Source organism: Kitasatospora terrestris (assembly GCF_039542905.1).
Taxonomy (GTDB): domain Bacteria; phylum Actinomycetota; class Actinomycetes; order Streptomycetales; family Streptomycetaceae; genus Kitasatospora; species Kitasatospora terrestris.
This window is the reverse complement of sequence record NZ_BAABIS010000001.1, coordinates 5,881,094-5,903,661: the sequence shown is the minus strand read 5'-3', so window position 1 is coordinate 5,903,661 and position 22,568 is coordinate 5,881,094. Positions and strand designations below refer to the sequence as shown.

Sequence of the window (22,568 nt, the reverse complement as noted above, 5' to 3'; positions counted from 1 at the left end):
GCCGCGCCGGTCAGTAGCGCCAGCGGGTGGCGTCGATGATCTCCTCGGGGGTGCGGCCCTCGAAGAGCTCGCTCTCCGCCTCCCGGACGGCGAGCACCGCCGCGTGGAGCTGGGGGCCCATGGCCTCCCGCAGCACCTCGGAGTCGCGCAGCGCGGCAGTCGCCTCGGCGAGCGAGGCGGGCAGCCGCTCGACCCCGTCGGCTGCCGCGGGGTCGCCGGGCACCTCGGGCGGCAGCCGCAGCGCCCGGTCCAGCCCGGACAGCCCGGCGGCCAGCACCCCGCCGACCGCCAGGTACGGGTTGGCGGCCGCGTCGAAGCACTTGACCTCGGCGTTCGCCTGCTCGCCCGTCGAGCCGGTGATCAGCCGCAGCGCCGCCTCCCGGTTCTCCAGCCCCCAGCACCGGTACGGCCCGGACCAGCGGGCGGGGACCAGCCGCAGGTAGCTGGCCGCGGACGGCGCGCCGAGCGCCAGCAGCGCGGGCAGCTCGGCGAGGACGCCCGCCAGGAACGCCTCCGCCTCCCGGGTCAGCCCGTACGGGCCGAGGCCGCCGTGGCCGAGGTTGCGGCCGTCGCGCCACAGGCTGAGGTGCAGGTGCCCGCCGTTGCCGACGCCGGACGGGGTGACCGCCGGGGCGAAGGCCGCCCGCAGGCCGTGGCGTGCGGAGACGGCGAGGACGGTGTGCCGGACCAGCAGCGCCAGATCGGCGGCCTCCACCGGGCCGGCGGCGGCGACCGACACCTCGAACTGGCCGGTGGCGTACTCGGGGTGGATCTGCAGCACGCGCGTGTGCTGCTCCTGCAGGGCGCGCACCACGTCGCGCAGGTAGTCGGAGGCGCCGATCAGCCGCCGCATCCCGTACGCGGGCCCGGCGCCCGCCCCGGTGCCGTCCTCGACGCACACCACCCACTCCACCTCGAAGCCGGCCCGCACGGCGAGCCCCCGGCCCTCCAGCCCCTCCGCCGTGCGGGCGGCGAACAGCCGCTGGCAGCCGGGGTGGGGAGTGCCGTCCTGCGCGTACCGGTCCACCGGCACCCAGGCCCAGCCGGGCTGCGCGGCCAGCCGGGTCAGCCGGTCGAGGTCCGGCACCAGCCGCAGGTCGCCGACCGGGCCGCCGCCGGGCGCCATCGCGTCGTCGACCAGGAAGTGGTCGAAGCACGGTGACGCGCCGACCCCCCACTGGGCCGCGTGCTCCAACTGCCGGACCGGCACCGCCTTCACCCGCCCCACGCCGGCGTTGTCCACCCACCCGAGCGCGACCGCGTCGACGCCCTCCGCCTCGATCCGGGTCGCCGCCACGCGCGCCCGCGAGGCCCGCTCCGCGCGGTCCCGACTGCTCGTCATGCCGCCCATCCTCCCGCCGCCGCGGGCCGTCGTCCGTACCCGGTCGACCAGGTTCACCCGATCAGGGGCGGCCCGCCCACCGCCGGCTACCGCCGCTCCACCGGGATCCACAGCTCGGCCGTCATCTCGCCCTCCACCGGCGCGGGCCGGACGGTGAGCAGCTCCGGGCCGGGGCGGCTCGCGTACGGGTTGGACGGGAACCACTGGGTGAAGACGTCCCGCCACAGGTACTGCAGGGCCTGCGGGTACGGCCCGGTGTTCTCGAACACCGCCCAGGTGCCCGCGCCGACGGCCAGCGCGTCCAGGCCCTCGGGGGCCGGGGCGGAGGTCACCGCGGCGTGGTAGTAGTCGAGTTCGACCCCCTCCTCCCGGCTGTCGGCGAGGTGCACGACCGCCGAGAGGACGCCGGCGGGCTGCTGGTCGCTGAGCCCGGCGATCCGCCGCAGGGTCTCGGGGTCGATGCTGCGGATCAGCGCGGCGATGTGCGGGTTCTCCCCCAGGTGGACCAGCGGGACGCGGGCCCGCCGTCCGACCACCCGGAACTCCTGCTTCTCCACGATCCGGTACCGCATGGTGGTGCTCCCTTCGACGGTGAGGCGGAAGGAGAGCCGGGGCTGCGCGGTGAGCGCGGCGCCGGTCCGGCGGGCCTCCCCCGGCCCGACGCCGTGCACGCTGCGGAACGCCCGCCCGAACGCCTCGGCCGAGCCGTAGCCGTACCGCACCGCGATGTCGAGCAGGGTCCGCTCCCCCGCGAGCACCTCCGCCCCGGCGACGGTCATCCGGCGCCGGCGCAGGTACTCCGACAGCGGCATCCCGGCCAGCGCCGAGAACAGCCGTCGCAGGTGGTACTCGGAGGTCAGCGCGATCCGCGCGAGCTCGGCCGGGTCGACGTGCCCGTCCAGGCGCGAGTCGATGTGCTCCATCACCTGGTTCAGCCGGTCGAGCACCCCGGGCTCCTTCCTTCGTTCTGTGGTCACCACCGTAGGAACGGGCGACGCCCGCCGACCCGATCTTCCCTGCCCGCTGCGATCGGGTGTCCACCAGTGCGCCGACCGACTTGGCGGAGTGTGGCGCAGGTCACGTCCGCCGGAGAAATTCCGGGGACAGACTCCCCGTTTACCCGTATGTTCTTAGAAGCGGGGAGACATTCCCCGGAAGCCTGGAAGGGAGGCCCGCCGTGAGCGTCACTGCCAGCACCACGCCGGCGCCCAAGCAGCGTGCGGACGCCACCCGCAACCGGGCCCGGATCATCACCGCGGCGCGCGAGGCGTTCGTCGAGTACGGCGCGCTGGCGCCGCTGGACGAGATCGCCCGCCGCGCCGGAGTCGGCAACGCGACGCTCTACCGGAACTTCGCGGACCGGACCACGCTGATCCACCAGGTCGCCCTCTCGGTCATCGCCCGGGTCGTCGACCACGCCGAAGCGGCGGTCGCCGAGGAGCCGGACTCCTTCGCCGCGCTCAGCCGCTTCGTGCACGCCGCCGCCGACGAGCGGATCGGCGCGCTGTGCCCCCTGCTCTCCGGTGCCGTCCACCACGACGACCCCGAACTGGAGGCCTCCCGGGTCCGCCTGGAGCGCACCACCAACGACCTGATCGCCCACGCCCACGCCGACGGCCTGCTCCGCGGCGACGTCGGCGCCGGGGACGTGGTCATCGCGATCACCCAGCTCACCCGTCCGCTTCCCGGCACCGACTGCCACGGCCTGGACCAGTTCGTCCACCGCCACCTGCAGCTGTTCCTGGACGGGCTGCGGAACCCCGCGCCGTCCGTGCTGCCCGGCCGTGCCGCCACCCTGGAGGACCTCAAGCAGCGCGCCTGACCGGCTCCTCCGCCCCACACTTCCCGATCTTCGTACGCTCTCGCACAGACAACGGGGTACCCCCATGCCTGAAACCGCCCTCCAGCCCGATCCGAACCGCTGGAAAGCGCTGATCTTCATCGGCCTCGCCCAGCTGATGGTCGTCCTCGACGCGACCGTCGTGAACATCGCCCTCCCCCGGGCCCAGGCCGACCTCGGCATCTCCGACGGCAACCGCCAGTGGGTGATCACCGCGTACGCCCTGGCCTTCGGCGGTCTGCTGCTGTTCGGTGGCCGGATCGCGGACCTGTGGGGCCGCCGCCGGACCTTCCTGGTCGGCCTCGGCGGCTTCGCCCTGGCCTCCGCGCTCGGCGGCGCCGCCGCCAACACCTCGATGCTGCTCGGCGCCCGCGCCCTGCAGGGCGTCTTCGGCGCGCTGCTCGCCCCGGCCGCCCTCTCGCTGCTCGCGGTGATGTTCACCGACGGCAAGGAGCGCGCCAAGGCGTTCGGCATCTACGGTGCCATCGCCGGCGGTGGCGGCGCGATCGGCCTGATCCTCGGCGGCCTGCTCACCGAGTACCTGAACTGGCGCTGGACCTTCTACGTCAACATCCCGTTCGCCGTCGTCGCCATCGCCGGCGCGATCCTGGTGATCCGCGAGCCCGCCGTCGGCCGCAACCGCAGCAAGCTCGACATCCCCGGCGTGCTGCTGGTCACCTCCGGCCTGGTCTCGCTGGTGTACGCCTTCACCCGCGCCGAGTCGCACGGCTGGACCTCCGGCGGCACCCTCGGCCTGTTCGTCGCCGCCGCCGTGCTGCTCGTCGCGTTCGTCTTCGTCGAGAGCCGGGTCAAGGCGCCGCTGCTGCCGCTGCGCGTCGTCCTCAACCGCAACCGCGGCGGCGTCTACCTGTCGCTCGGCCTCGCCGTGATCGGCATGTTCGGCCTCTTCCTCTTCCTGACCTACTACCTGCAGGTCGTCCTCCAGTACTCGCCGGTCACCACCGGCCTGGCCTTCCTGCCGATGGTCGCCGGCATGATCACCGGCTCCACCCAGATCGGCGCCCGGCTGATGACCCGGATGCCCGCGCGCTACCTGATGGCGCCCGGCTTCCTGGTCGCCTCGCTCGGCATGCTGGTCCTCACCCAGATCGACATCGACACCTCGTACTGGGCGATCCTCCCGGGCCTGGTCCTGATGGGCCTCGGCATGGGCACCGCGTTCATGCCCGCCATGAGCCTGGCCACCTACGGCGTCGAGCCGAAGGACGCCGGCGTCGCCTCCGCGATGGTCAACACCTCGCAGCAGGTCGGCGGCGCGATCGGCACCGCCCTGCTCAACACCATCGCCACCAGCGCCATGGCCGCCTATCTCAAGGACCACCACGACGGCCCCAAGCAGCTGGTCCAGGCGCAGGCCATGGTGCACAGCTACTCCACCGCGATCTGGTGGTCCTTCGGGATCCTGATCCTGGCGGGCCTGGTCGCCTTCACCTTCGTCAACGCCGGCCGCCCCCAGCCGCACACCGTCGCCGAGGGCAACGTCGAGGACGCCGTCCCCGTCATGGCCCACTGACACCGTCCGGCACACGACGGCCCCCGCCCGCACCCCGCGGCCGGGGGCCGTCGCCGTCCCCGAGCACCGGCAGCTCCTCGCCGGCCGGCGGCTCCCGGCCCTCGACCAGCCAGAACAGGTAGCCGCGCAGGTAGGCCGCCAGCCCGTCCTCCAGGTGCGCGGCGTACTCGTCCGCCTCGCCGTCCTGCCCGGCGATCCACTCCCGGACCCGCCGGTCAGCGTCTGAGCGCAGTACACCGGCCCCGGCACGTTCAACCAGTGCCGCCCGCTCCAGTCCCCGGCACCGCGTCCGCCGGAATCGTCCGGCGGGCCGCGTCCCGGCGGTTCAACGGGCGTACCGCTTGAGCGCCTCGGTGTCGAGCGTGACGTTCACCGGCTGCGGCAGGACGACCTCGTGCCCGTACGAGAGCGTCACAACGGACTGGTAGCGCCCGTCCTCGGGTTCGCTGTGCACCGTCACCGCGCCGGCGTCACGGTCGATCAGCAGGTAGACCGGGATACCCGCCTCGGCGTACGCGACCGGCTTCTCCACCCGGTCGCGCTGGTGGGTGTCGGCATCGTACGAGGTGACCTCGACGGCCATCAGCACGGCATCGGGATCCGCCCACTCGCCCTGCCCGGCAAATGCCTCGTCCGCTGCCAGCGCACCGTCGACGCGCGCGTGCCCGCCTCGGTACCGCTCGACCCGCAGGCCCTGTTCGGCGTACAGCCAGAGGTCGGGCCGGTGCTGCATGCAGCGCTTCGAAACCCAGCGGATGATTTCGCCGTGGTCGCCGTCGGGCACCGGCTTGACTCCGATCCTGCCGTTGATGAACTCGAGCGTGACGTCTTCTCGCTCAGCGGTTGTGGCAATGGCTTCGAAGGCTTCGAGCGTCATCTGGGGCCGGTCGGTGGTCATGACTGCCATGGTGTCCTCCTTGCGGTGCTGAAGCCACCGTACGAGCTAGGCCCGGCGCTCGTGGCGGGATCGGGCGCGTTCGTGGGCGGCGCGCAGGAGCTCGCGGACGGCGTCCGAGGTGCGCGGGCCCGGGTTGGTGACGGCGAGCCAGCCGCCGTAGACGGGGTGGGCGAGGACGGTGTCGTCCGGTCCCTCGGTCGGGTGGCGGCGGACGGCGTCCTTGCCGGCGGCGGCGTTGACGCGGAAGGCGCCTTCGCGGTCGAGGCGGGAGCCGGTGTCGTCGGGGTAGTCCTTGGTGACGACGGTGGCGAAGGGCTGGCCGCCCGGGAGGACGCCGTCGGGGGCGTAGTAGAAGAAGACGTCGCCCCAGGCGATCTCGGGCGAGCCGTCGCCGGGGGCGGGGCGGAGGGTGAGCACGCCGTCGAGTCCGGCGGTGAAGGCGATGATGTCGTCCAGGGTCATGTGTTCCAGCGTTCCATTGAAGTGCTCGTGGGGACTTTCGCGCGGCGGACCGGGGAGAACAGGGTGTCGGGTCTCAAGACGGTGGATGTGGCGCGGCGCGCGGGCTGCTCGGTGCAGCAGGTGCGCAACCTGGAGCGGGACGGGGTGCTGCCGCCGGTCGCGCGGACGGCGAGCGGGTACCGGGTGTACGCCGAGGTGCACGTGGCGGCGGCGCTGGCGTACCGGCTGCTGGCGGCGGGCTCCGGGCCGGCGGAGGGGCGGGCGATCGTCCGGGCGGCGCACGGCGACGTCCACCGGGCCCCGGCCCTGCTGGACGCGGCGCACGCCCGGTTGCACGCCGAGCGCACCGGCCTGGCGCGGGCGGTGGAGGCGGCGCGGGCGATCTCGGGCGAGCCGATCGCGGAGGTCCGGGCCTCGGACGCGCTGACGGTGTCGGAGCTGGCGGCGGCCCTGGGCGTGCGGGCGTCGACGCTGCGGCACTGGGAGGGCGAGGGGCTGGTCACCGCGGACCGTGCCGGGCCGCGCCGGGCCCGCCGCTACTCCCCGGCCCAGGTGCGGGACGCCCGGGTGGTCCACCAGCTGCGGCTGGCCGGGTACCGGATCGGGCCGCTGCGCGCGCTGGTGCCGGAGCTGCGCCGCTCGCCCGGGGAGCTGGCCGCGGTGCTGGCGGCCCGGGAGGCGGTGCTCGCCGCGCGGTCCCGTGCGCTGCTGGACGGCGCGGCCGCGCTCTCGGCCGTGCTGGCGGCGGGCGGGGACGGGACGGCGGGGCGGGCGACCGGGCGTGACGAGGCGTAAGGAAGAAGGTGTCGGGTCTGACACCGCGCACCCTTCCTACCCGCCGGTAACTCGGCTACAGTGACCGCACGCACCACCGCCGGGCCTCGGGAGCCGCACCGGCGGGTTGCGCGGCCGCGCCATCCGTCGGCCGCCCCGGTGCTTCTCTCCCTTCACGCGCAACGTCAGCGTCAGCGCTTCCTCGTTCCTGAGTGTCCGAGCGCCTGAGCACCACGGCACACCCGCAGCACGGCCGGAGCGGACCGGCTCCTGCGGGCTTGCCGCGCACCGTCACCACTTCATGTCCGCGCCGTCGGACCCTCCCTCCGTACCCGCATGCCCGGTACGGGGGCGCGCGCGGGCCCATGACCTCAAGGAGTCTGGACAATGGAGCGTCCCTTCCCCACCGTCGCCGTCGTCGGCCTCGGCACCATGGGTGCCGGGATCGCGGTCGCCGTGGCCCGCAGCGGCCGCCGGGTGATCGGCATCGAGGCCGGCCCGGACCAGGCGGCCCGCGCGCTGGCCCGGATCGAGGAGGCGACCGCCCGCGCCGTGGAGCGCGAGCGGCTGACCGCGGAGATGCGCACCGCGCTGCTGGCGCTGATCCAGGTCGGGCACGACCTGGGCCGGGCGGCCGAGGCCGACCTGGTGATCGAGGAGGTCCCGGAGCAGCTGGAGCTGAAGCGGGAGGTCTTCGCCGAGCTGGACCGGATCTGCCCGCCGGAGACGGTGCTGGCGACCGGTACCACCGCGCTCAGCGTGACCCGGATCGCCGCCGCGACGGCCCGCCCGGAGCGGGTGCTGGGCGTGCACTTCTTCAACCCGGTGCACAGCATGAAGCTGGTCGAGGTGGTCCGGACCGTCCTGACGTCGCCGCAGGCGGCCGAGGACGTCGCGGAGTTCGCGCGCAGCCTGGGCAAGGAGCCGGTGGCCGCGGGCGACCGGCCGGGCTTCATCGTCAACGGCCTGCTGTTCGCGTACCTGAACCAGGCGGCGGCGATGTTCGAGTCGCGGTACGCGACCCGGGAGGACATCGACGCGGCGATGCGGCTGGGCTGCGGCCTGCCGATGGGCCCGCTGGCGCTGCTGGACCTGATCGGCATCGACACCGCGCGCACCGTGCTGGAGGCGATGTACGAGCAGTCGAAGGACCGCCTGCACGCCCCGGCGCCGATCCTGGGCCAGCTGGTGGCGGCGGGCCTGCTGGGCCGCAAGTCCGGCCGGGGCTTCTACACGTACGAGGCGCCGGGCTCCTCCAAGGTGGTCGCCGAGGCGGCGGACGGCGGGCGGCAGCGGCCGGCCGGGCGCGAGGTGCGCACGGTGGGCGTCTGCGGCAGCGGCACGATGGCGACCGGCATCGTCGAGGTCTTCGCGAAGGCCGGGTACACGGTGTTCCTGGCGGCCCGCAGCCAGGAGAAGGCGGACGCCGCCAAGGCGCAGCTGGCGAAGTCGCTGGAGCGCTCGGTGGCCAAGGGCCGCCTGAGCGCCGAGGCCCGGGACGCGGCGCTGGCGCTGGTCACCCCGACCGGCAGCTACACCGACCTGGCCGAGGTCGACCTGGTGGTCGAGGCGGTGGCGGAGGACCTGGGCGTCAAGCGCGAGCTGTTCGCCGCCCTCGACAAGATCGTCCGTCCGGGCGCGGTGCTGGCCACCACGACGTCCAGCCTGCCGGTGATCAGCTGCGCGACCGCGACCTCGCGGCCGCAGGACGTGATCGGCATGCACTTCTTCAACCCGGCCCCGGCGATGAAGCTGGTGGAAGTGGTCTCCACGGTGCTGACCGCCGAGGACGTCACCTCGACCGTGCTGGAGCTGTGCGCCAAGGTGAGGAAGCACCCGGTGGAGTGCGGCGACCGGGCCGGCTTCATCGTCAACTCGCTGCTCTTCCCTTACCTGAACGACGCGGTGCGGATGCTGCAGGAGCACTACGCGACGGTGGACGACATCGACACCGCGATGAAGCTCGGCTGCGGCTACCCGATGGGCCCGTTCGAGCTGCTGGACGTGGTCGGCCTGGACGTGTCGCTGACCATCGAGCAGGTGCTGCACCAGGAGTTCCGCGAGCCGGGCCTGGCCGCCGCCCCGCTGCTGGAGCACCTGGTGGCGGCCGGCTGCCTGGGCCGCAAGAGCGGTCGCGGTTTCCGCGACCACGCACGGCGATGACCGGGCGCCCCGTGAACTCCCCGTCGGGCCCCACCCCGACGGGGGCCGCAGCCGCGGCCGGCGCGGCCAGGGGGCCGTGGGGCAGCGGCCCGGTGTCGGCCCGCTGGCCGCGTCCGGCGGCGGTGCCGCCGTCCGCTCCCGTCCGCAGGGCGGCCAGGCCTGCGGCGACCGCGCCGGGTGCGTGTAGCGTTCCGAACATGGATCGCCAGACGTCACCCTCCGCGCAGCAGCCGGCCACCTCCCGCCCGGACCAGGGCCGGACGGCGGAGGCCGGAGCCGGCAGCCGGCGGGCCGCGGCGCAGCGGCAGCAGATGCGCCAGGACCTCGCGGCGGCGGCGATGGAGCTGTTCGCCACCCAGGGGTACGAGGAGACGACGGTCGATCAGATCGCGGCCGCCGCCGGGGTGGCCCGGCGGACCTTCTTCCGGTACTTCCGCTCGAAGGAGGAGGCGATCTTCCCGGACCACGACGACACCCTGGTCCGGGTGGCCGACCTGCTGGCCAGCGCCGAGCCGGAGGAGCACCCGCTGGACGTGGTGTGCCGGGGCATCAAGGAGGTGCTGCGGATGTACGCCGAGACGCCGGGCGTCTCGGTGGCCCGCTACCAGCTGATCCGCCAGGTGCCGGCGCTGCGCGAGCGGGAGATCGCGGTGGTGGCCCGCTACGAGCGGCTGTTCACCCGGTACCTGCTGGGCCGGTTCGACGCGGCGGAGGAGACCCCGCCGGGCTGGCAGCGCGGCGGGGACGACGACTCGATGCTGGCCGAGGTGTCGGCGGCGGCGGTGGTCGCGGCCCACAACCACGTGCTGCGGCGCTGGCTGCGGGCGGGCGGGCACGGGGACGTGGAGGCGCAGCTGGACCACTCCTTCGACGTGATCCGCGGGACCTTCTGGCCGACCCCGCCGAGCGGTGCGCGACGCCGCGGCACTCCTGTGGCACCCGGTGCCATTGGTGACGCTGTGTCGTCGGAGGAGGTCGCGGCGGTGAGCGCACTGAGTGCCAGCCCGAGTGGTGAGGTACTCATCACAGTCGCCCGGACGGACGCACCGCTGGAGCTGGTCGTGGACTCGATCAAGGCGGCGCTGAGCGGCTCACAGGCCTAGCGACGAAGGGTATTTCCGCACTTCACAGCGGATTCGAAGGCCCGTCCCCGGGTTTCGGGGACGGGCCTTCGGCATGTCCGGACCACTGTGGTCCACGGCACTCGAATCGCTGACACCCGGTGTCTTTACGAGTGGCACAGGGTGCCACTACCTTGTTGCTCACCGGTCGCGGCGCCGCGGCTCCCCACCTCGGCGCGCCGTGTCCGGCGTCCCCACACCTCGGGGGCGATCGAGCTTTTCAGCAGTCGGCGACACACCAGCAGTCGCCACCGCACACCCCACCCAGACCCTCAGCGAAGCCGGTGTCCGCTCCCGGCTCCCCCAGACGCCCTGTGACCCTCGCACAGGTACGCCTTCGGAGGCAGCCATGCAGGAAATTCTCGACGCGATCATCAGCAACGACGCCACGTCGGCTGACTTCGCCAACATCGCGCTGCCCGAGTCCTACCGGGCCGTGACGCTCCACAAGGACGAGGAGCAGATGTTCGCCGGCCTCGACAGCCGCGACAAGGACCCCCGCAAGTCGCTCCACCTGGACGAGGTGGCGCTGCCGGAGCTCGGCCCGGGCGAGGCCCTGGTCGCCGTGATGGCGAGCTCGGTCAACTACAACACCGTGTGGAGCTCGATCTTCGAGCCGGTCTCCACCTTCGGCTTCCTGGAGCGCTACGGCCGCCTGTCGCCGCTGACCAAGCGTCACGACCTGCCGTACCACGTCCTCGGCTCGGACCTCGCGGGCGTCGTCCTGCGCACCGGCGCCGGCGTCAACGCCTGGAAGCCGGGCGACGAGGTCGTCGCGCACTGCCTCTCGGTCGAGCTGGAGTCCCCGGACGGCCACAACGACACGATGATGGACCCGGAGCAGCGCATCTGGGGCTTCGAGACCAACTTCGGCGGCCTGGCCCAGATCGCCCTGGTGAAGACCAACCAGCTGCTGCCCAAGCCCAAGCACCTCACCTGGGAGGAGGCCGCCTCCCCGGGCCTGGTCAACTCCACCGCGTACCGCCAGCTGGTGTCGCAGAACGGCGCCGGCATGAAGCAGGGCGACAACGTGCTGATCTGGGGCGCCAGCGGCGGCCTCGGCTCGTACGCCACCCAGTACGCGCTGGCCGGCGGCGCCACCCCGATCTGCGTGGTCTCCAGCGAGTCCAAGGCCGAGATCTGCCGCGCCATGGGCGCCGAGGCGATCATCGACCGCTCCGCCGAGGGCTACAAGTTCTGGAAGGACGAGAACAACCAGGACCCGCGCGAGTGGAAGCGCCTGGGCTCCAAGATCCGCGAGTTCACCGGCGGCGAGGACGTGGACATCGTCTTCGAGCACCCGGGCCGCGAGACCTTCGGCGCCTCGGTGTACGTCACCCGCAAGGGCGGCACCATCGTCACCTGCGCCTCCACCTCCGGCTACATGCACCAGTACGACAACCGCTACCTGTGGATGTCGCTGAAGCGCATCGTCGGCTCGCACTTCGCCAACTACCGCGAGGCGTTCGAGGCCAACCGCCTGGTCGCCAAGGGCAAGATCCACCCGACCCTGTCCAAGGTCTACTCCCTGGAGGAGACCGGCCAGGCCGCCCTCGACGTGCACCACAACAAGCACCAGGGCAAGGTCGGCGTGCTCTGCCTGGCGCCCGAGGAGGGCATGGGCGTGCGCGACCACGAGCTGCGCGCCAAGCACCTGCCGGCGATCAACCTCTTCCGCGAGGTCAGCGAGCGGAGCGACAAGCAGGGTCGGGACATCTGATGGCCGACCGGGACCGCCCCTGGCTGATGCGCACGTACGCCGGGCACTCCACCGCGAGCGACTCCAACGCGCTCTACCGGCGGAACCTGGCGAAGGGTCAGACCGGCCTGTCGGTCGCCTTCGACCTGCCCACCCAGACCGGCTACGACTCGGACCACGTGCTGGCCCGGGGCGAGGTCGGCCGGGTCGGCGTCCCGGTCGGGCACGTCGGCGACATGCGCACCCTGTTCGACGGCATCCCGCTCGAACAGACCAACACCTCCATGACGATCAACGCCACCGCGATGTGGCTGCTGGCGCTCTACCAGGTGGTCGCCGAGGAGCAGGGCGCGGACATCGCCAAGCTCACCGGCACCACCCAGAACGACATCGTCAAGGAGTACCTCTCCCGCGGCACGCACGTCTTCCCGCCGGGGCCGTCCGTCCGGCTGATCACCGACATGATCGCCTACACGGTCGGCAACATCCCGAAGTGGAACCCGATCAACATCTGCAGCTACCACCTGCAGGAGGCCGGGGCCACCCCGGTCCAGGAGATCGCGTACTCGATGTGCACCGCGATCGCCGTCCTCGACGCCGTCCGCGACTCCGGCCAGGTGCCGGCCGAGCGGATGGGCGAGGTGGTCGCCCGCATCTCCTTCTTCGTGAACGCGGGCGTCCGCTTCGTCGAGGAGATGTGCAAGATGCGCGCCTTCAACCTGCTCTGGGAGAAGGTCACCCGCGAGCGGTACGGCATCGAGGACGCCAAGCAGCGGCGCTTCCGCTACGGCGTGCAGGTCAACTCGCTCGGCCTGACCGAGGCGCAGCCGGAGAACAACGTCCAGCGGATCGTGCTGGAGATGCTCGCCGTCACGCTGTCCAAGGACGCCCGCGCCCGCGCCGTCCAGCTGCCCGCGTGGAACGAGGCCCTCGGCCTGCCGCGCCCGTGGGACCAGCAGTGGTCGCTGCGCATCCAGCAGGTGCTGGCCTACGAGTCGGACCTGCTGGAGTACGGCGACATCTTCAACGGCTCGCACGTGGTCGAGGCCAAGACCCGGGAGCTGCTGGAGGGCGCCGAGGCGGAGATCGCCAAGGTGCTGGAGATGGGCGGGGTCATCCCGGCCGTCGAGTCCGGCTACCTCAAGTCCAACCTGGTCGCCTCGCACGCCGAGCGCCGGGCCCGGATCGAGGCCGGCCAGGACAAGATCGTCGGCGTCAACTGCTTCGACACCACCGAGGAGAGCCCGCTCACGGCCAACCTCGACGACGCGATCATGGTCGTCGACCCGGCCTCCGAGCGCTCGGTGCTCGCCTCGCTGGAGAAGTGGCGCGGCGAGCGCGACGAGGCCGCCGCCCAGCAGGCGCTGGAGGACCTCAAGCGGGTCGCCGCGACCGACGAGAACCTGATGGCCGCCACCCTGGCCTGTGCCCGGGCCGGCGTGACCACCGGCGAGTGGTCCTTCGCGCTGCGCGCGGTGTTCGGCGAGTACCGCGCCCCCACCGGGGTCGGCGGCGCGCCGGTCGCGGTGGCGTCCGAGCCGGGCGGCGAGCTGGCCCAGGTCCGCGAGGCGGTCGCCGCGACCGCCGCCGAGCTCGGGTGCGGCAAGCTGCGCCTGCTGGTCGGCAAGCCGGGCCTGGACGGCCACTCCAACGGCGCCGAGCAGATCGCCGTACGGGCCCGCGACGCCGGGTTCGAGGTGGTCTACCAGGGCATCAGGCTGACCCCCGAGCAGATCGTGTCCGCCGCCGTCGCGGAGGACGTGCACTGCGTGGGCCTGTCGATCCTCTCCGGCGCCCATCCGGAGCTTGTGCCGGACGTCATACAGCGCCTGCGCCGTGCCGGGGTGGAGGATGTGCCAGTGATCGTCGGAGGCATCATCCCCGCCGCGGACGCCGAGGCCCTCAAGGCCGGCGGGGTCGCCGCGGTCTTCACCCCGAAGGACTTCGGCATCACCACCATCATCGGCCGGATCGTGGACGAGATCCGGCTCGCCAACAGGCTCCAGCCTTGGGCCGCGACCACGACCAGCGCGACCAGCTGACCCGGAAGGAACCCCACCGCACATGACCGTCAACCGCCTGCGGCCCCGCCGTTCCTGCCTCGCCGTACCGGGCAGCAACCCCCGCTTCCTGGAGAAGGCCCAGGGCCTGCCCGCCGACCAGGTCTTCCTCGACCTGGAGGACGCCTGCGCCCCGCTGGTCAAGGAGAGCGCCCGCCACAACATCGTGGACGCGCTGAACAACGGCGACTGGGGCGGCAAGACCCGCGTCGTCCGGGTCAACGACTGGACCACCCACTGGACCTACCGCGACGTGATCACCGTCGTCGAGGGCGCCGGCCCGAACCTCGACTGCATCATGCTGCCGAAGGTCCAGGACGCCCAGCAGGTCAAGGCGCTGGACCTGCTGCTCACCCAGATCGAGAAGACCATGGGCTTCGAGGTCGGCAAGATCGGCATCGAGGCGCAGATCGAGAACGCCAAGGGCCTGATCAACGTCGACGCGATCGCCGAGGCCTCGCCCCGGCTGGAGACCATCATCTTCGGCCCGGCCGACTTCATGGCCTCGATCAACATGAAGTCCCTGGTGGTCGGCGAGCAGCCGCCCGGCTACGACGCCGACGCCTACCACTACATCCTGATGCGCATCCTGATGGCCGCCCGCGCCAACGACCTGCAGGCGATCGACGGCCCGTACCTGCAGATCCGCAACGCCGAGGGCTACAAGGCGGTCGCCCGCCGCGCCGCCGCGCTCGGCTTCGACGGCAAGTGGGTGCTGCACCCGGACCAGGTCGCCGCCGCGAACGAGATCTTCTCGCCCTCGCAGGAGGACTACGACCACGCCGAGCTGATCCTCGACGCGTACGACTACTGCACCTCCGAGGCGGGCGGCGCCAAGGGCTCCGCGATGCTCGGCGACGAGATGATCGACGAGGCCAGCCGCAAGATGGCCCTGGTCGTCGCCGGCAAGGGCCGGGCCGCCGGCATGGAGCGCACCAGCAAGTTCGAGATCCCGGAGGCGTGACCATGCAGTTCGGACGCACCTACGAGGAGTTCGAGGTCGGGGCCGTCTACAAGCACTGGCCCGGGAAGACGGTCACCGAGTACGACGACCACCTCTTCTGCCTGCTCACCATGAACCACCACCCGCTGCACATGGACGCCAACTACGCGACCACCACCGTGCAGGGCCGGAACGTCGTGGTCGGCAACTACATCTACTCGCTGCTGCTCGGCATGTCCGTCGAGGACGTGTCCGGCAAGGCGCTCGCCAACCTGGAGATCGAGTCGCTGCGCCACATCGCGCCGACCTTCCACGGCGACACCCTCTACGGCGAGACCACGGTCCTCGACAAGAACATGACCTCGAAGCCGGACCGCGGCATCGTCTACGTCGAGACCAAGGGCTACAAGCAGGACGGCACGGTCGTCTGCATCTTCCGCCGCAAGGTGATGGTGCCGACCGAGCAGTACCTCGAGGAGCGCGGCGGCGACCAGCCCGGTCGCCCCGAGCCCCTCGCGTAACACCCCTCAAGACCCCGGACGGGCAGGCCGCCGTCATCGGCCGACCCCGAACCCGGCCCACGGGGGCTCCACGGAAGTCACGCTCCGTGGAGCCCCCGCCACTCCTCCACCCTCACGCCTTTAGACAAGGGAGCCGCGCGATGGGACGCCTCGCACAGACCGACGGCCTGACCGAGATCCAGCGGGACATCCTCGCCACCGTGCGGGACTTCGTCGACAAGGAGATCATCCCGGTCGCGACCGAGCTGGAGCACAAGGACGAGTACCCGACCGCCATCGTCGAGGGCATGAAGCAGCTCGGCCTGTTCGGTCTGACCATTCCCGAGGAGTTCGGCGGCCTGGGCGAGTCCCTGCTGACCTACGCCCTGGTGGTCGAGGAGATCGCCCGCGGCTGGATGTCGGTCTCCGGCATCGTCAACACCCACTTCATCGTGGCGCACATGATCAACGCGCACGGCACCCAGGAGCAGAAGGACTACTTCCTGCCGAAGATGGCCGCCGGCGAGCTGCGCGGCGCCTTCTCGATGTCCGAGCCGGCCCTCGGCTCCGACGTCTCGGCGATCTCCACCAAGGGCGTCAAGGACGGCGACTTCTACGTCCTCAACGGCCAGAAGATGTGGCTGACCAACGGCGGCACCTCCAGCGTGGTCGCGGTGCTCTGCAAGACCGACGAGGGCGGCAACTCCCCGTACAAGAACATGACCACCTTCCTGATCGAGAAGACCCCGGGCTTCGGGCCGAACGAGACCGTTCCCGGCCTGACCGTGCCCGGCAAGATCGAGAAGATGGGCTACAAGGGCGTCGACACCACCGAGCTGGTGCTGCAGGACGTCCGCGTCCCGGCCGACCGCATCCTCGGCGGCGTCCCGGGCAAGGGCTTCTACCAGATGATGGACGGCGTCGAGGTCGGCCGCGTCAACGTCGCGGCCCGAGGCTGCGGCGTCGCCCGCCGCGCCTTCGAGCTGGGCATCGCCTACGCCCAGCAGCGCACCACCTTCGGCAAGAAGATCGCCGAGCACCAGGCGATCCAGTTCAAGCTCGCCGAGATGGCCACCAAGGTCGAGGCCGCCCACCAGATGATGGTGATGGCCGCCCGCAAGAAGGACGGCGGCGAGCGCAACGACCTCGAGGCCGGCATGGCCAAGTACCTCGCCTCCGAGTACTGCAAGGAGGTCGTCGAGGACTCCTTCCGGATCCACGGCGGCTACGGCTTCTCCAAGGAGTACGAGATCGAGCGCCTCTACCGCGAGGCCCCGATGCTGCTGATCGGTGAAGGTACGGCGGAGATCCAGAAGATGATCGTCGGACGCCGCCTGCTCGAGGAGTACAGGCTCGCCGAGTAAGTGACTCTCCGTAACGACTCGGTGGGGCGTGCGGGCCGCGCCGGGTCGCCGCCGGAGCCGCAGCGGCCTGGTCAGCCGCGGGGGGTCGATTCCGGTGGTGAGGAAGCGGCCGCAGGGCGCATTTGAGCAGGTGAGCGCCCTGCGGCCGCTTCCGCGCGCCCTCGCGCGACCCCCGTGCGCCTGAGACGTGGGTCACCCGGGCCCTTCGACCTCTTGGGGAACCGCACCGACCCCGGTTACGGTCGTACACATAGCAGAGGCACACCGGCACAGCCAGGCACAGTTCCACAAGCAGGCGGCTTGCCCACCTACCGCCTGGTCCCGATAGCATCCACCGGGACAGCACAGCCGTCCCCATATCACTCGATCCCCGCGGTGGCCTCCGTCCAGTGGCCGATGAACACCCGCGACTAAAGGTCCTCGATGCCCCTCAGCCCGTCCCCTCACACCTCCGCCCAGGGTCTCGGCCCCGACGGTCGGCGACCCCGCGTCACCATCGCGCGCGGCGCCACCCCGTGGTTCGTGCCCACGCTGGCCACCGCCGCCGTGACGACCGCCCTCACCCGGCGTTCCGGCAAGTGGGCGCTGGCGGCCGTTCCCGCCTGCGCGCTGAGCGCGGGCATGCTGTGGTTCTTCCGCGACCCGGAGCGTGAGATCGGCACCGGCACGGTGATCTCGCCGGCCGACGGTGTGGTCCAGTCCATCGACGAGTGGCCGGACGGCCGCACCCGCGTCGCCATCTTCATGAGCCCGCTCAACGTCCACGTCAACCGCGCGCCGCTGGCCGGCACCGTGACGTCCGTCGAGCACGTCGCCGGCGGCTTCGTCCCGGCGTTCAACAAGGACAGCGACCAGAACGAGCGGGTCGTCTGGCACTTCGACACCGAGCTCGGCGACATCGAGATGGTGCAGATCGCGGGGGCCGTGGCCCGTCGCATCGTGCCGTACGTGGACGCCGGTACCAAGGTCGAGCAGGGCGAGCGGGTCGGCCTGATCCGCTTCGGCTCGCGCGTCGACATCTACCTGCCGGCCGGCGTCGAGGTTGCCGTCCAGGTCGGCCAGAAGACCACAGCCGGGGTGACGCGCCTTGACCGTGACTGATCCTGAGACCCTCGTCGGCCTGGGGGACGAGGAGGAGACCGACCTCCGCCGCCGCCGCTGGGCGCGCGACCGCGAGCTCCGTGCTCCCCGCTCGCCGCAGCACCTGTCCACCGCCGACTTCCTGACCCTGGGCAACGCCGTCTGCGGCTTCCTGGCGATCTACTCGATCACCACCGGGATCCTGATGCCGCACCTCACCGGCGAGTCCGCCGCCCCGGTCAAGCACAGCGCCGCCACCGCGGTGACGCTGCTGCTGATCGGCGCGATGTGCGACCTCTTCGACGGGCTGGTGGCGCGCAAGCTGCGCTCCTCCGCGCTCGGCGCCGAACTGGACAACCTCGCCGACCTGATCAGCTTCGGCATCGCGCCGGCGTACTTCGTCGCGGTCTGGGGCATCGTCTCCCCCGGCTCCGACCAGCGCCTGTCCGCGCTGATCGCGCTGACCGTGCTGCTCGCGGTGGTGCTGCGACTGGCCCGCTTCTCGGCGGTCAAGATGCGGCCGGGGATCTTCCAGGGCATGCCCTGCCCGATGGGCGCGATGACCGTGATCGCGATCGTGCTGCTCGACCCGCCGTTCGTGCCGGGTCTGCTGATGATCTTCGGCGTAGCGTACCTGATGGTCAGCCGCATCGAGTACCCGAAGCCGCAGGGCCTGCTGGCCACCGCCACGCTGGCCTGGATCGTCGTCTCGATCGGCTGCCTCGCCTCCTGGGCGGCGGGCCTGCCGGGCGGCGACACGCTGATGCACATCGGCGCCGTCGCGCAGATCACCCTGGCGGCCATGGCGCCGCTGCTGGTGATCCGCCGCAAGGTCGGCCAGAAGGTCGGCGACGTGCGGGCGAAGCGCGCCGCTTCGAAGTAAGCCGGAAGACGCCGAGGGGCGCGAGGCATGGCCTCGCGCCCCTCGGCGTTTTCGGTGGCTACTTGACGACGCTGAACGCGGAGCGACGGGCCGCGCGGGCCACCGCCGGGTCGGGGTGGACACCGGCGACGGCGGTCAGGACGGACGCGGCGCGGGGGTGGCCGGACTGGCGGGCCCGGTTGAAGAGCCGGACCGGCTCGCCCGCCGAGGCGCCCTCGACGTGGCCGACCAGCAGCGCGGTGTCCCCGTGGTCCAGGACGGCGGCGGCGGTGTCCACCCAGAGCCAGGCGGCGTCCTCCGCGCCCAGCACGTCGGCGGGGGACACTCCCCCCTCGTCCAGCTGTTCGGCGAGCCACAGCAGGGCGTAGGGCCGCAGCACGGCCTCCTCCACGGCGCCGCGGACGGCCTGCTCGGCCGTCCCGCCGGCGACCCGCAGCGCCTCGAAGGCCAGGCCGCGCACCAGCGCGTCCTCGCCGCGGGCCGCGTCCAGCAGCTCGGCGACCGCCCGGTCGACCGGCCGGGCCGCCACCCAGGCGCGGAACTCGGCGCGGGCCGGGCCCGGCGAGTACGCGGCGCAGGCCTCCAGCAGCTCGGGCGCGCTCTGCTCGATGTGCCCGGCCGCGGTCTGCGCGACGGTGCAGATCTCCTCCAGCTTGGCGCGCACCGCCCAGTGGCCGAGCGGGGAGAGCTCGGCGGCCTCGTCGGCCCGGCCGAGGGCGCCGACGGCGGCGAGGCCGTCCAGCATCCAGTCCAGCACCGCGGCGACGTCGGAGGGGACGTACGGGACGTCGATCTGCGGCTCGCGGCAGGTGCCGCGGACCGCGGAGACCGCCGAGGCGGCGTGCGGGACGGGCGACAGCAGGGAGGCCCCGGAGCCGTGCCGGCGCTCGTCCAGGCCGCGGCGCAGCATCTCCAGCAGCTCGCTGTCGGCGACCGGGCCGTCGACCAGGTGCAGGAAGGAGAGCAGCTGCGGGGCGAGGTCCACGGCCTGCCCGGCGAGCTGGGCGAAGACGCCGCGCAGCGCGGCGGGCGGGACGGGCGCGAGCAGGGTCCAGGCGTCGAACAGCGCCGACCAGCCGCGGATCACCGCCTCGTCGTCGTGCTCCCAGGCGTGCAGGCGCCAGCCGGGGCCGGCGCCGCCGTCGCGGAGCTCGACCAGGCCGACCAGCAGGGCCTGTCCCCAGGCCTTGGCGGCGGCGCCGACCGTCATCGCGAGGGCGCGGCCGGCCGCGCGGGCGTCGTCGGGGAGGAGCTCGCCGCGCTTGTCGACGTGCTCCAGCTCACCGGCCCAGCGGGCGACGCGCACGGCGTCGACCAGCATCCGGCGGGCGAGCGGGGCGAGTTCGGCGGGGGCGGGGAAGCCGTCCGGCACCGGCACCCGGCCGCGGCCGGGCTTGGCGGGGACGCGGCGGCGGACGGCACCGGCACCCGGGGCGCCCGGGGCGGCGCCGTCGGCCCGGTTGGCCGTGCCAGGCAGACGGGTCACCGTCGCACCGCTGCTGAGCGGCTGGTGCGAGGCATCACGGTCGCGCGGGTTCCGAGACGTCACGCCGTGCAGTCTTCCCCGTGTACCGGCCTTCTGTCACATCGGATGCCGCACCGTCTCGGGCCGCCGGGCGACGGGCGGCCCGCAGACCGGGCAGAGCAGGGCGAACCGGGCCGGTGCGCACACTGACCTGGCATGTCCGGATCAGCTCAGAGCAGCGGGGTGAGGAAGCGCCGGAGCGCCTCGGTGTACCGCTCCGGGTCGGCGTTCCACAGCGCCGAGTGCTCCCCGTCCGGGACGGGCTGCAGGCTCACCAGGTCCTCGCGCCGCGCGGCCAGCCGCCGGGCGGCGGCGAACGGCGCGATCGAGTCGGAGGGGCTGTGCAGCAGCAGGGTCGGCGCGTGCAGGTCGCCGCCGGCGGCGAGCCGGGCGAAGCCCGCCAGGTCCACGCCGGTGCGGCCCCGGGCGGCCAGCGCGCCGAGCTCGGCCAGCGCGGCCGGGATGCCCGCCCGGACGGCCTCCCGGCGGACCGAGGCGTCCCAGTCGAGCACCGGGGAGTCCAGCACCAGCCCGCCGATCCGGTCCGCCCAGGCCGAGCGGGCCGCCGTCTGCAGCGCCATGGTCGCGCCCAGCGACCAGCCGTACAGCACCACCCGCCCGGCGCCCCGGTCCAGTGCGTACCGCACCGCCGACTCCACGTCGCGCCACTCGCTCTCGCCGAAGTGGCTCATGCCGTCGGGCGAGGGCGGCGCGCCCGCGTCGCCGCGGTGGGTCACGGTGAGGGTCGGCAGGCGCAGGCCGTGCAGCAGCGGGAGCACCGGCAGCGCCTGGCTCCGGTCGGCGCCCGGGCCGTGCACCAGGACCACCCAGGTGCCGCGGATGCCCGCGGTGTGCCAGGCCGGCATCGGGCCGAGCTCGCCGGTCACGGCGGTGTCGGTGAAGTCCAGGCCGAGCGCGGTGCGCGGGTCGCCGAGGTGGACCCGGGGGGTGAGGTGGACCTCGGTGCCGACCGCGAGGGTGCCGCGGTCCGCGCGCTCCAGGCGGCGGGAGACGCTCTGCGCGTCGGTGGAGAGGATCTCGCCGACCACCGCGTGGCCGCCGTCGGCCCACTCCAGGGCGTAGTGGCCGGGGCGGACCGACTCCGGGCTGCGGGTGATGGTGACCCGGCCCGCGCCGAGGTCGTGGACGCGCAGCACCGCGGGCCCGGTCGGTCCGGCGGGGGCGGGCCTGACGACCCGGTCGGAGACCTTGCGTCCGAGCAGCAGGACCGCCGCTCCCGTTCCGACGGCAGCGGCGGCCACGACGGCGGCGGTACCCCAACGCATAGCGCTCCCCGGTGGGACGGAGGTGGACTGAGTACGGTCACCAGTCCACCCCGTTCGGCGGTGCGCTGCCAGCGGAAGCGGCCGTTGGGGCGTCAGCGGCCCTCCAGCAGCTCCCAGAAACGGGTCGCCGGCGGCACCTTCGGCGAGGGCGGCGCGGTGGCGCCCCAGTGGGTGGGGACGAGGTACTCGCTCTGCAGGGCCGCCAGCGCGGCCTCCAGCCGGCCGGGCCCGGCCGGGACGATCCGGGCGATCGCGGACAGCTGGGCCTGCCAGCGGCCGTCCACCGCCTTCTTGAGGAGCTGCTCCAGCTCGGCGGTCCGGCCGGTGACCCGGACCAGCTCGCGCAGGGTCAGCCGCAGGGCCTGGGCCAGCGCCCAGGTCTGGTCCTCGTCGCCGTTCCAGACCCCGGTGGCCTCGGCCTTCCGGTAGGCGGCCAGGGAGATGCCGATCCGCCGGGCGGTCTGCTCCTGCCCGAGCTCCCGGGCCACCCGGTGGTCCCGCAGCGTGGCGGGCGGCATGCCCATCAGACTGGCGGGCGGGCACCACAGGGCCCGCGCGAGGGCGACGAACTCCTCCTCGGTGGGCCGGATCTGTCCGCTCTCCCAGCCGAGCACGTGGCCGGGCAGCAGGCGGACGCCGTGGGCCGCCATGCCCTCGGCGACCTGGTCCGGGGTCAGGCCGAGGCCGGCGCGGTGCGCACGGGCGGCGGCCGGGGAGAACGGCACCGGGGCGGGGGCGGGCGGCTGTCGACGTCGCATGGCCCGAACGTACGGGCGCCACCGTCGGACCACCCAGCCGCTGAAGACACGAAGCGCAGGTCACCACCCCTGCCGGGAACTGGACGATCGTACGGACGCGGGGGGTGCGAACCGGCCGCCTACTCGGAGGTAGTGACGGCGGGTCGGTGTGACCGACCCCTCCGCGGGCTTGGTTGACTGCCGGTCCGACAGCGTGATGGGATCCTTGGGCCATTACGGAGGCATGCAGAGGAAGCCGGTGCGAGTCCGGCGCGGTCCCGCCACTGTCACCGGGGCGCGATGCGCGACCCCGGGAGCCACGACACTCTCGCCTCCGCTCTCGTCGATCCAGGGCGC

Annotated in this window: 19 protein-coding genes and 1 riboswitch; of the genes, 12 read left to right on the top strand and 7 right to left on the bottom strand. The window is 72.9% G+C overall.

Annotation, left to right across the window (positions count from 1 at the left end):
- Positions 1–10 precede the first annotated feature (10 nt).
- A complete protein-coding gene (locus tag ABEB06_RS27095) occupies positions 11–1,342 on the bottom strand; it encodes a type I glutamate--ammonia ligase (RefSeq protein ID WP_345699503.1) in 1,332 nt (443 codons plus the stop codon).
- Positions 1,343–1,428: 86 nt separating this feature from the next.
- Positions 1,429–2,289, bottom strand: coding sequence for an AraC family transcriptional regulator (locus ABEB06_RS27090; RefSeq protein ID WP_345699502.1), 861 nt, complete (start codon positions 2,287–2,289; stop codon positions 1,429–1,431).
- A 230-nt stretch (positions 2,290–2,519) separates the two neighbouring features.
- Between ABEB06_RS27090 and ABEB06_RS27085 the strand changes: the two genes are divergently transcribed.
- Entirely contained in the window at positions 2,520–3,164 is a 645-nt protein-coding gene (locus ABEB06_RS27085) for a TetR/AcrR family transcriptional regulator (protein ID WP_345699501.1), read from the top strand.
- 64 nt (positions 3,165–3,228) lie between these two features.
- Positions 3,229–4,716: an MFS transporter gene (locus ABEB06_RS27080; RefSeq protein WP_345699500.1), complete on the top strand. Its 1,488-nt coding sequence runs from the start codon at positions 3,229–3,231 to the stop codon at positions 4,714–4,716.
- 325 nt (positions 4,717–5,041) lie between these two features.
- On the opposite strand, the gene ABEB06_RS27075 is transcribed toward ABEB06_RS27080, so the two are convergent.
- Both ABEB06_RS27075 and ABEB06_RS27070 read right to left on the bottom strand, forming a co-directional pair.
- Entirely contained in the window at positions 5,042–5,623 is a 582-nt protein-coding gene (locus ABEB06_RS27075; RefSeq protein WP_345699499.1) for a Uma2 family endonuclease, read from the bottom strand.
- Between the two features lie 36 nt (positions 5,624–5,659).
- Positions 5,660–6,076 carry a DUF6194 family protein gene (locus ABEB06_RS27070; RefSeq protein WP_345699498.1) on the bottom strand — a complete coding sequence of 139 codons (417 nt, stop codon included), beginning with the start codon at positions 6,074–6,076 and terminating at the stop codon, positions 5,660–5,662.
- Positions 6,077–6,139: 63 nt separating this feature from the next.
- Between ABEB06_RS27070 and ABEB06_RS27065 the strand changes: the two genes are divergently transcribed.
- The 10 genes from ABEB06_RS27065 to ABEB06_RS27020 all read left to right on the top strand — a co-directional run bounded on the left by ABEB06_RS27065 (position 6,140) and on the right by ABEB06_RS27020 (position 18,663).
- Positions 6,140–6,871, top strand: coding sequence for a MerR family transcriptional regulator (locus tag ABEB06_RS27065; RefSeq protein WP_345699497.1), 732 nt, complete (start codon positions 6,140–6,142; stop codon positions 6,869–6,871).
- A gap of 366 nt (positions 6,872–7,237) precedes the next feature.
- Positions 7,238–9,013 carry a 3-hydroxyacyl-CoA dehydrogenase family protein gene (locus ABEB06_RS27060; RefSeq protein ID WP_345699496.1) on the top strand — a complete coding sequence of 592 codons (1,776 nt, stop codon included), beginning with the start codon at positions 7,238–7,240 and terminating at the stop codon, positions 9,011–9,013.
- A gap of 197 nt (positions 9,014–9,210) precedes the next feature.
- Positions 9,211–10,116 (top strand): TetR family transcriptional regulator, encoded by a 906-nt coding sequence (locus tag ABEB06_RS27055; RefSeq protein WP_345699495.1) that lies wholly within the window; start codon positions 9,211–9,213, stop codon positions 10,114–10,116.
- 367 nt (positions 10,117–10,483) lie between these two features.
- Complete coding sequence (gene ccrA / locus ABEB06_RS27050) at positions 10,484–11,854, top strand: crotonyl-CoA carboxylase/reductase (RefSeq protein WP_345699494.1); 1,371 nt, start codon at positions 10,484–10,486, stop codon at positions 11,852–11,854.
- The gene (locus ABEB06_RS27045; RefSeq protein WP_345699493.1) at positions 11,854–13,875 is read left to right on the top strand and encodes a protein meaA; all 2,022 of its coding nucleotides are present in this window, start codon (positions 11,854–11,856) and stop codon (positions 13,873–13,875) included. Before ccrA ends, ABEB06_RS27045 begins: the two co-directional genes overlap by 1 nt.
- Positions 13,876–13,897: 22 nt before the next feature.
- Positions 13,898–14,857 carry an HpcH/HpaI aldolase/citrate lyase family protein gene (locus ABEB06_RS27040; protein ID WP_345699492.1) on the top strand — a complete coding sequence of 320 codons (960 nt, stop codon included), beginning with the start codon at positions 13,898–13,900 and terminating at the stop codon, positions 14,855–14,857.
- Positions 14,858–14,859: 2 nt separating this feature from the next.
- Positions 14,860–15,357: a MaoC family dehydratase gene (locus ABEB06_RS27035; protein ID WP_345699491.1), complete on the top strand. Its 498-nt coding sequence runs from the start codon at positions 14,860–14,862 to the stop codon at positions 15,355–15,357.
- Positions 15,358–15,497: 140 nt separating this feature from the next.
- Complete coding sequence (locus tag ABEB06_RS27030; RefSeq protein WP_345699490.1) at positions 15,498–16,700, top strand: acyl-CoA dehydrogenase family protein; 1,203 nt, start codon at positions 15,498–15,500, stop codon at positions 16,698–16,700.
- Between the two features lie 423 nt (positions 16,701–17,123).
- The gene (locus tag ABEB06_RS27025; RefSeq protein ID WP_345699489.1) at positions 17,124–17,801 is read left to right on the top strand and encodes a phosphatidylserine decarboxylase; all 678 of its coding nucleotides are present in this window, start codon (positions 17,124–17,126) and stop codon (positions 17,799–17,801) included.
- Positions 17,788–18,663 (top strand): CDP-alcohol phosphatidyltransferase family protein, encoded by an 876-nt coding sequence (locus ABEB06_RS27020; protein WP_345699488.1) that lies wholly within the window; start codon positions 17,788–17,790, stop codon positions 18,661–18,663. The genes ABEB06_RS27025 and ABEB06_RS27020 overlap by 14 nt, the downstream gene beginning before the upstream one ends.
- Positions 18,664–18,721: 58 nt before the next feature.
- On the opposite strand, the gene ABEB06_RS27015 is transcribed toward ABEB06_RS27020, so the two are convergent.
- The 3 genes from ABEB06_RS27015 to ABEB06_RS27005 all read right to left on the bottom strand — a co-directional run bounded on the left by ABEB06_RS27015 (position 18,722) and on the right by ABEB06_RS27005 (position 22,232).
- Positions 18,722–20,149, bottom strand: coding sequence for a hypothetical protein (locus ABEB06_RS27015; protein ID WP_345699487.1), 1,428 nt, complete (start codon positions 20,147–20,149; stop codon positions 18,722–18,724).
- A gap of 209 nt (positions 20,150–20,358) precedes the next feature.
- Complete coding sequence (locus ABEB06_RS27010; RefSeq protein ID WP_345699486.1) at positions 20,359–21,474, bottom strand: alpha/beta hydrolase; 1,116 nt, start codon at positions 21,472–21,474, stop codon at positions 20,359–20,361.
- Between the two features lie 92 nt (positions 21,475–21,566).
- Positions 21,567–22,232, bottom strand: coding sequence for a helix-turn-helix domain-containing protein (locus ABEB06_RS27005; protein WP_345699485.1), 666 nt, complete (start codon positions 22,230–22,232; stop codon positions 21,567–21,569).
- Positions 22,233–22,434: 202 nt separating this feature from the next.
- Positions 22,435–22,561, top strand: a riboswitch (cobalamin riboswitch).
- Positions 22,562–22,568 lie beyond the last annotated feature (7 nt).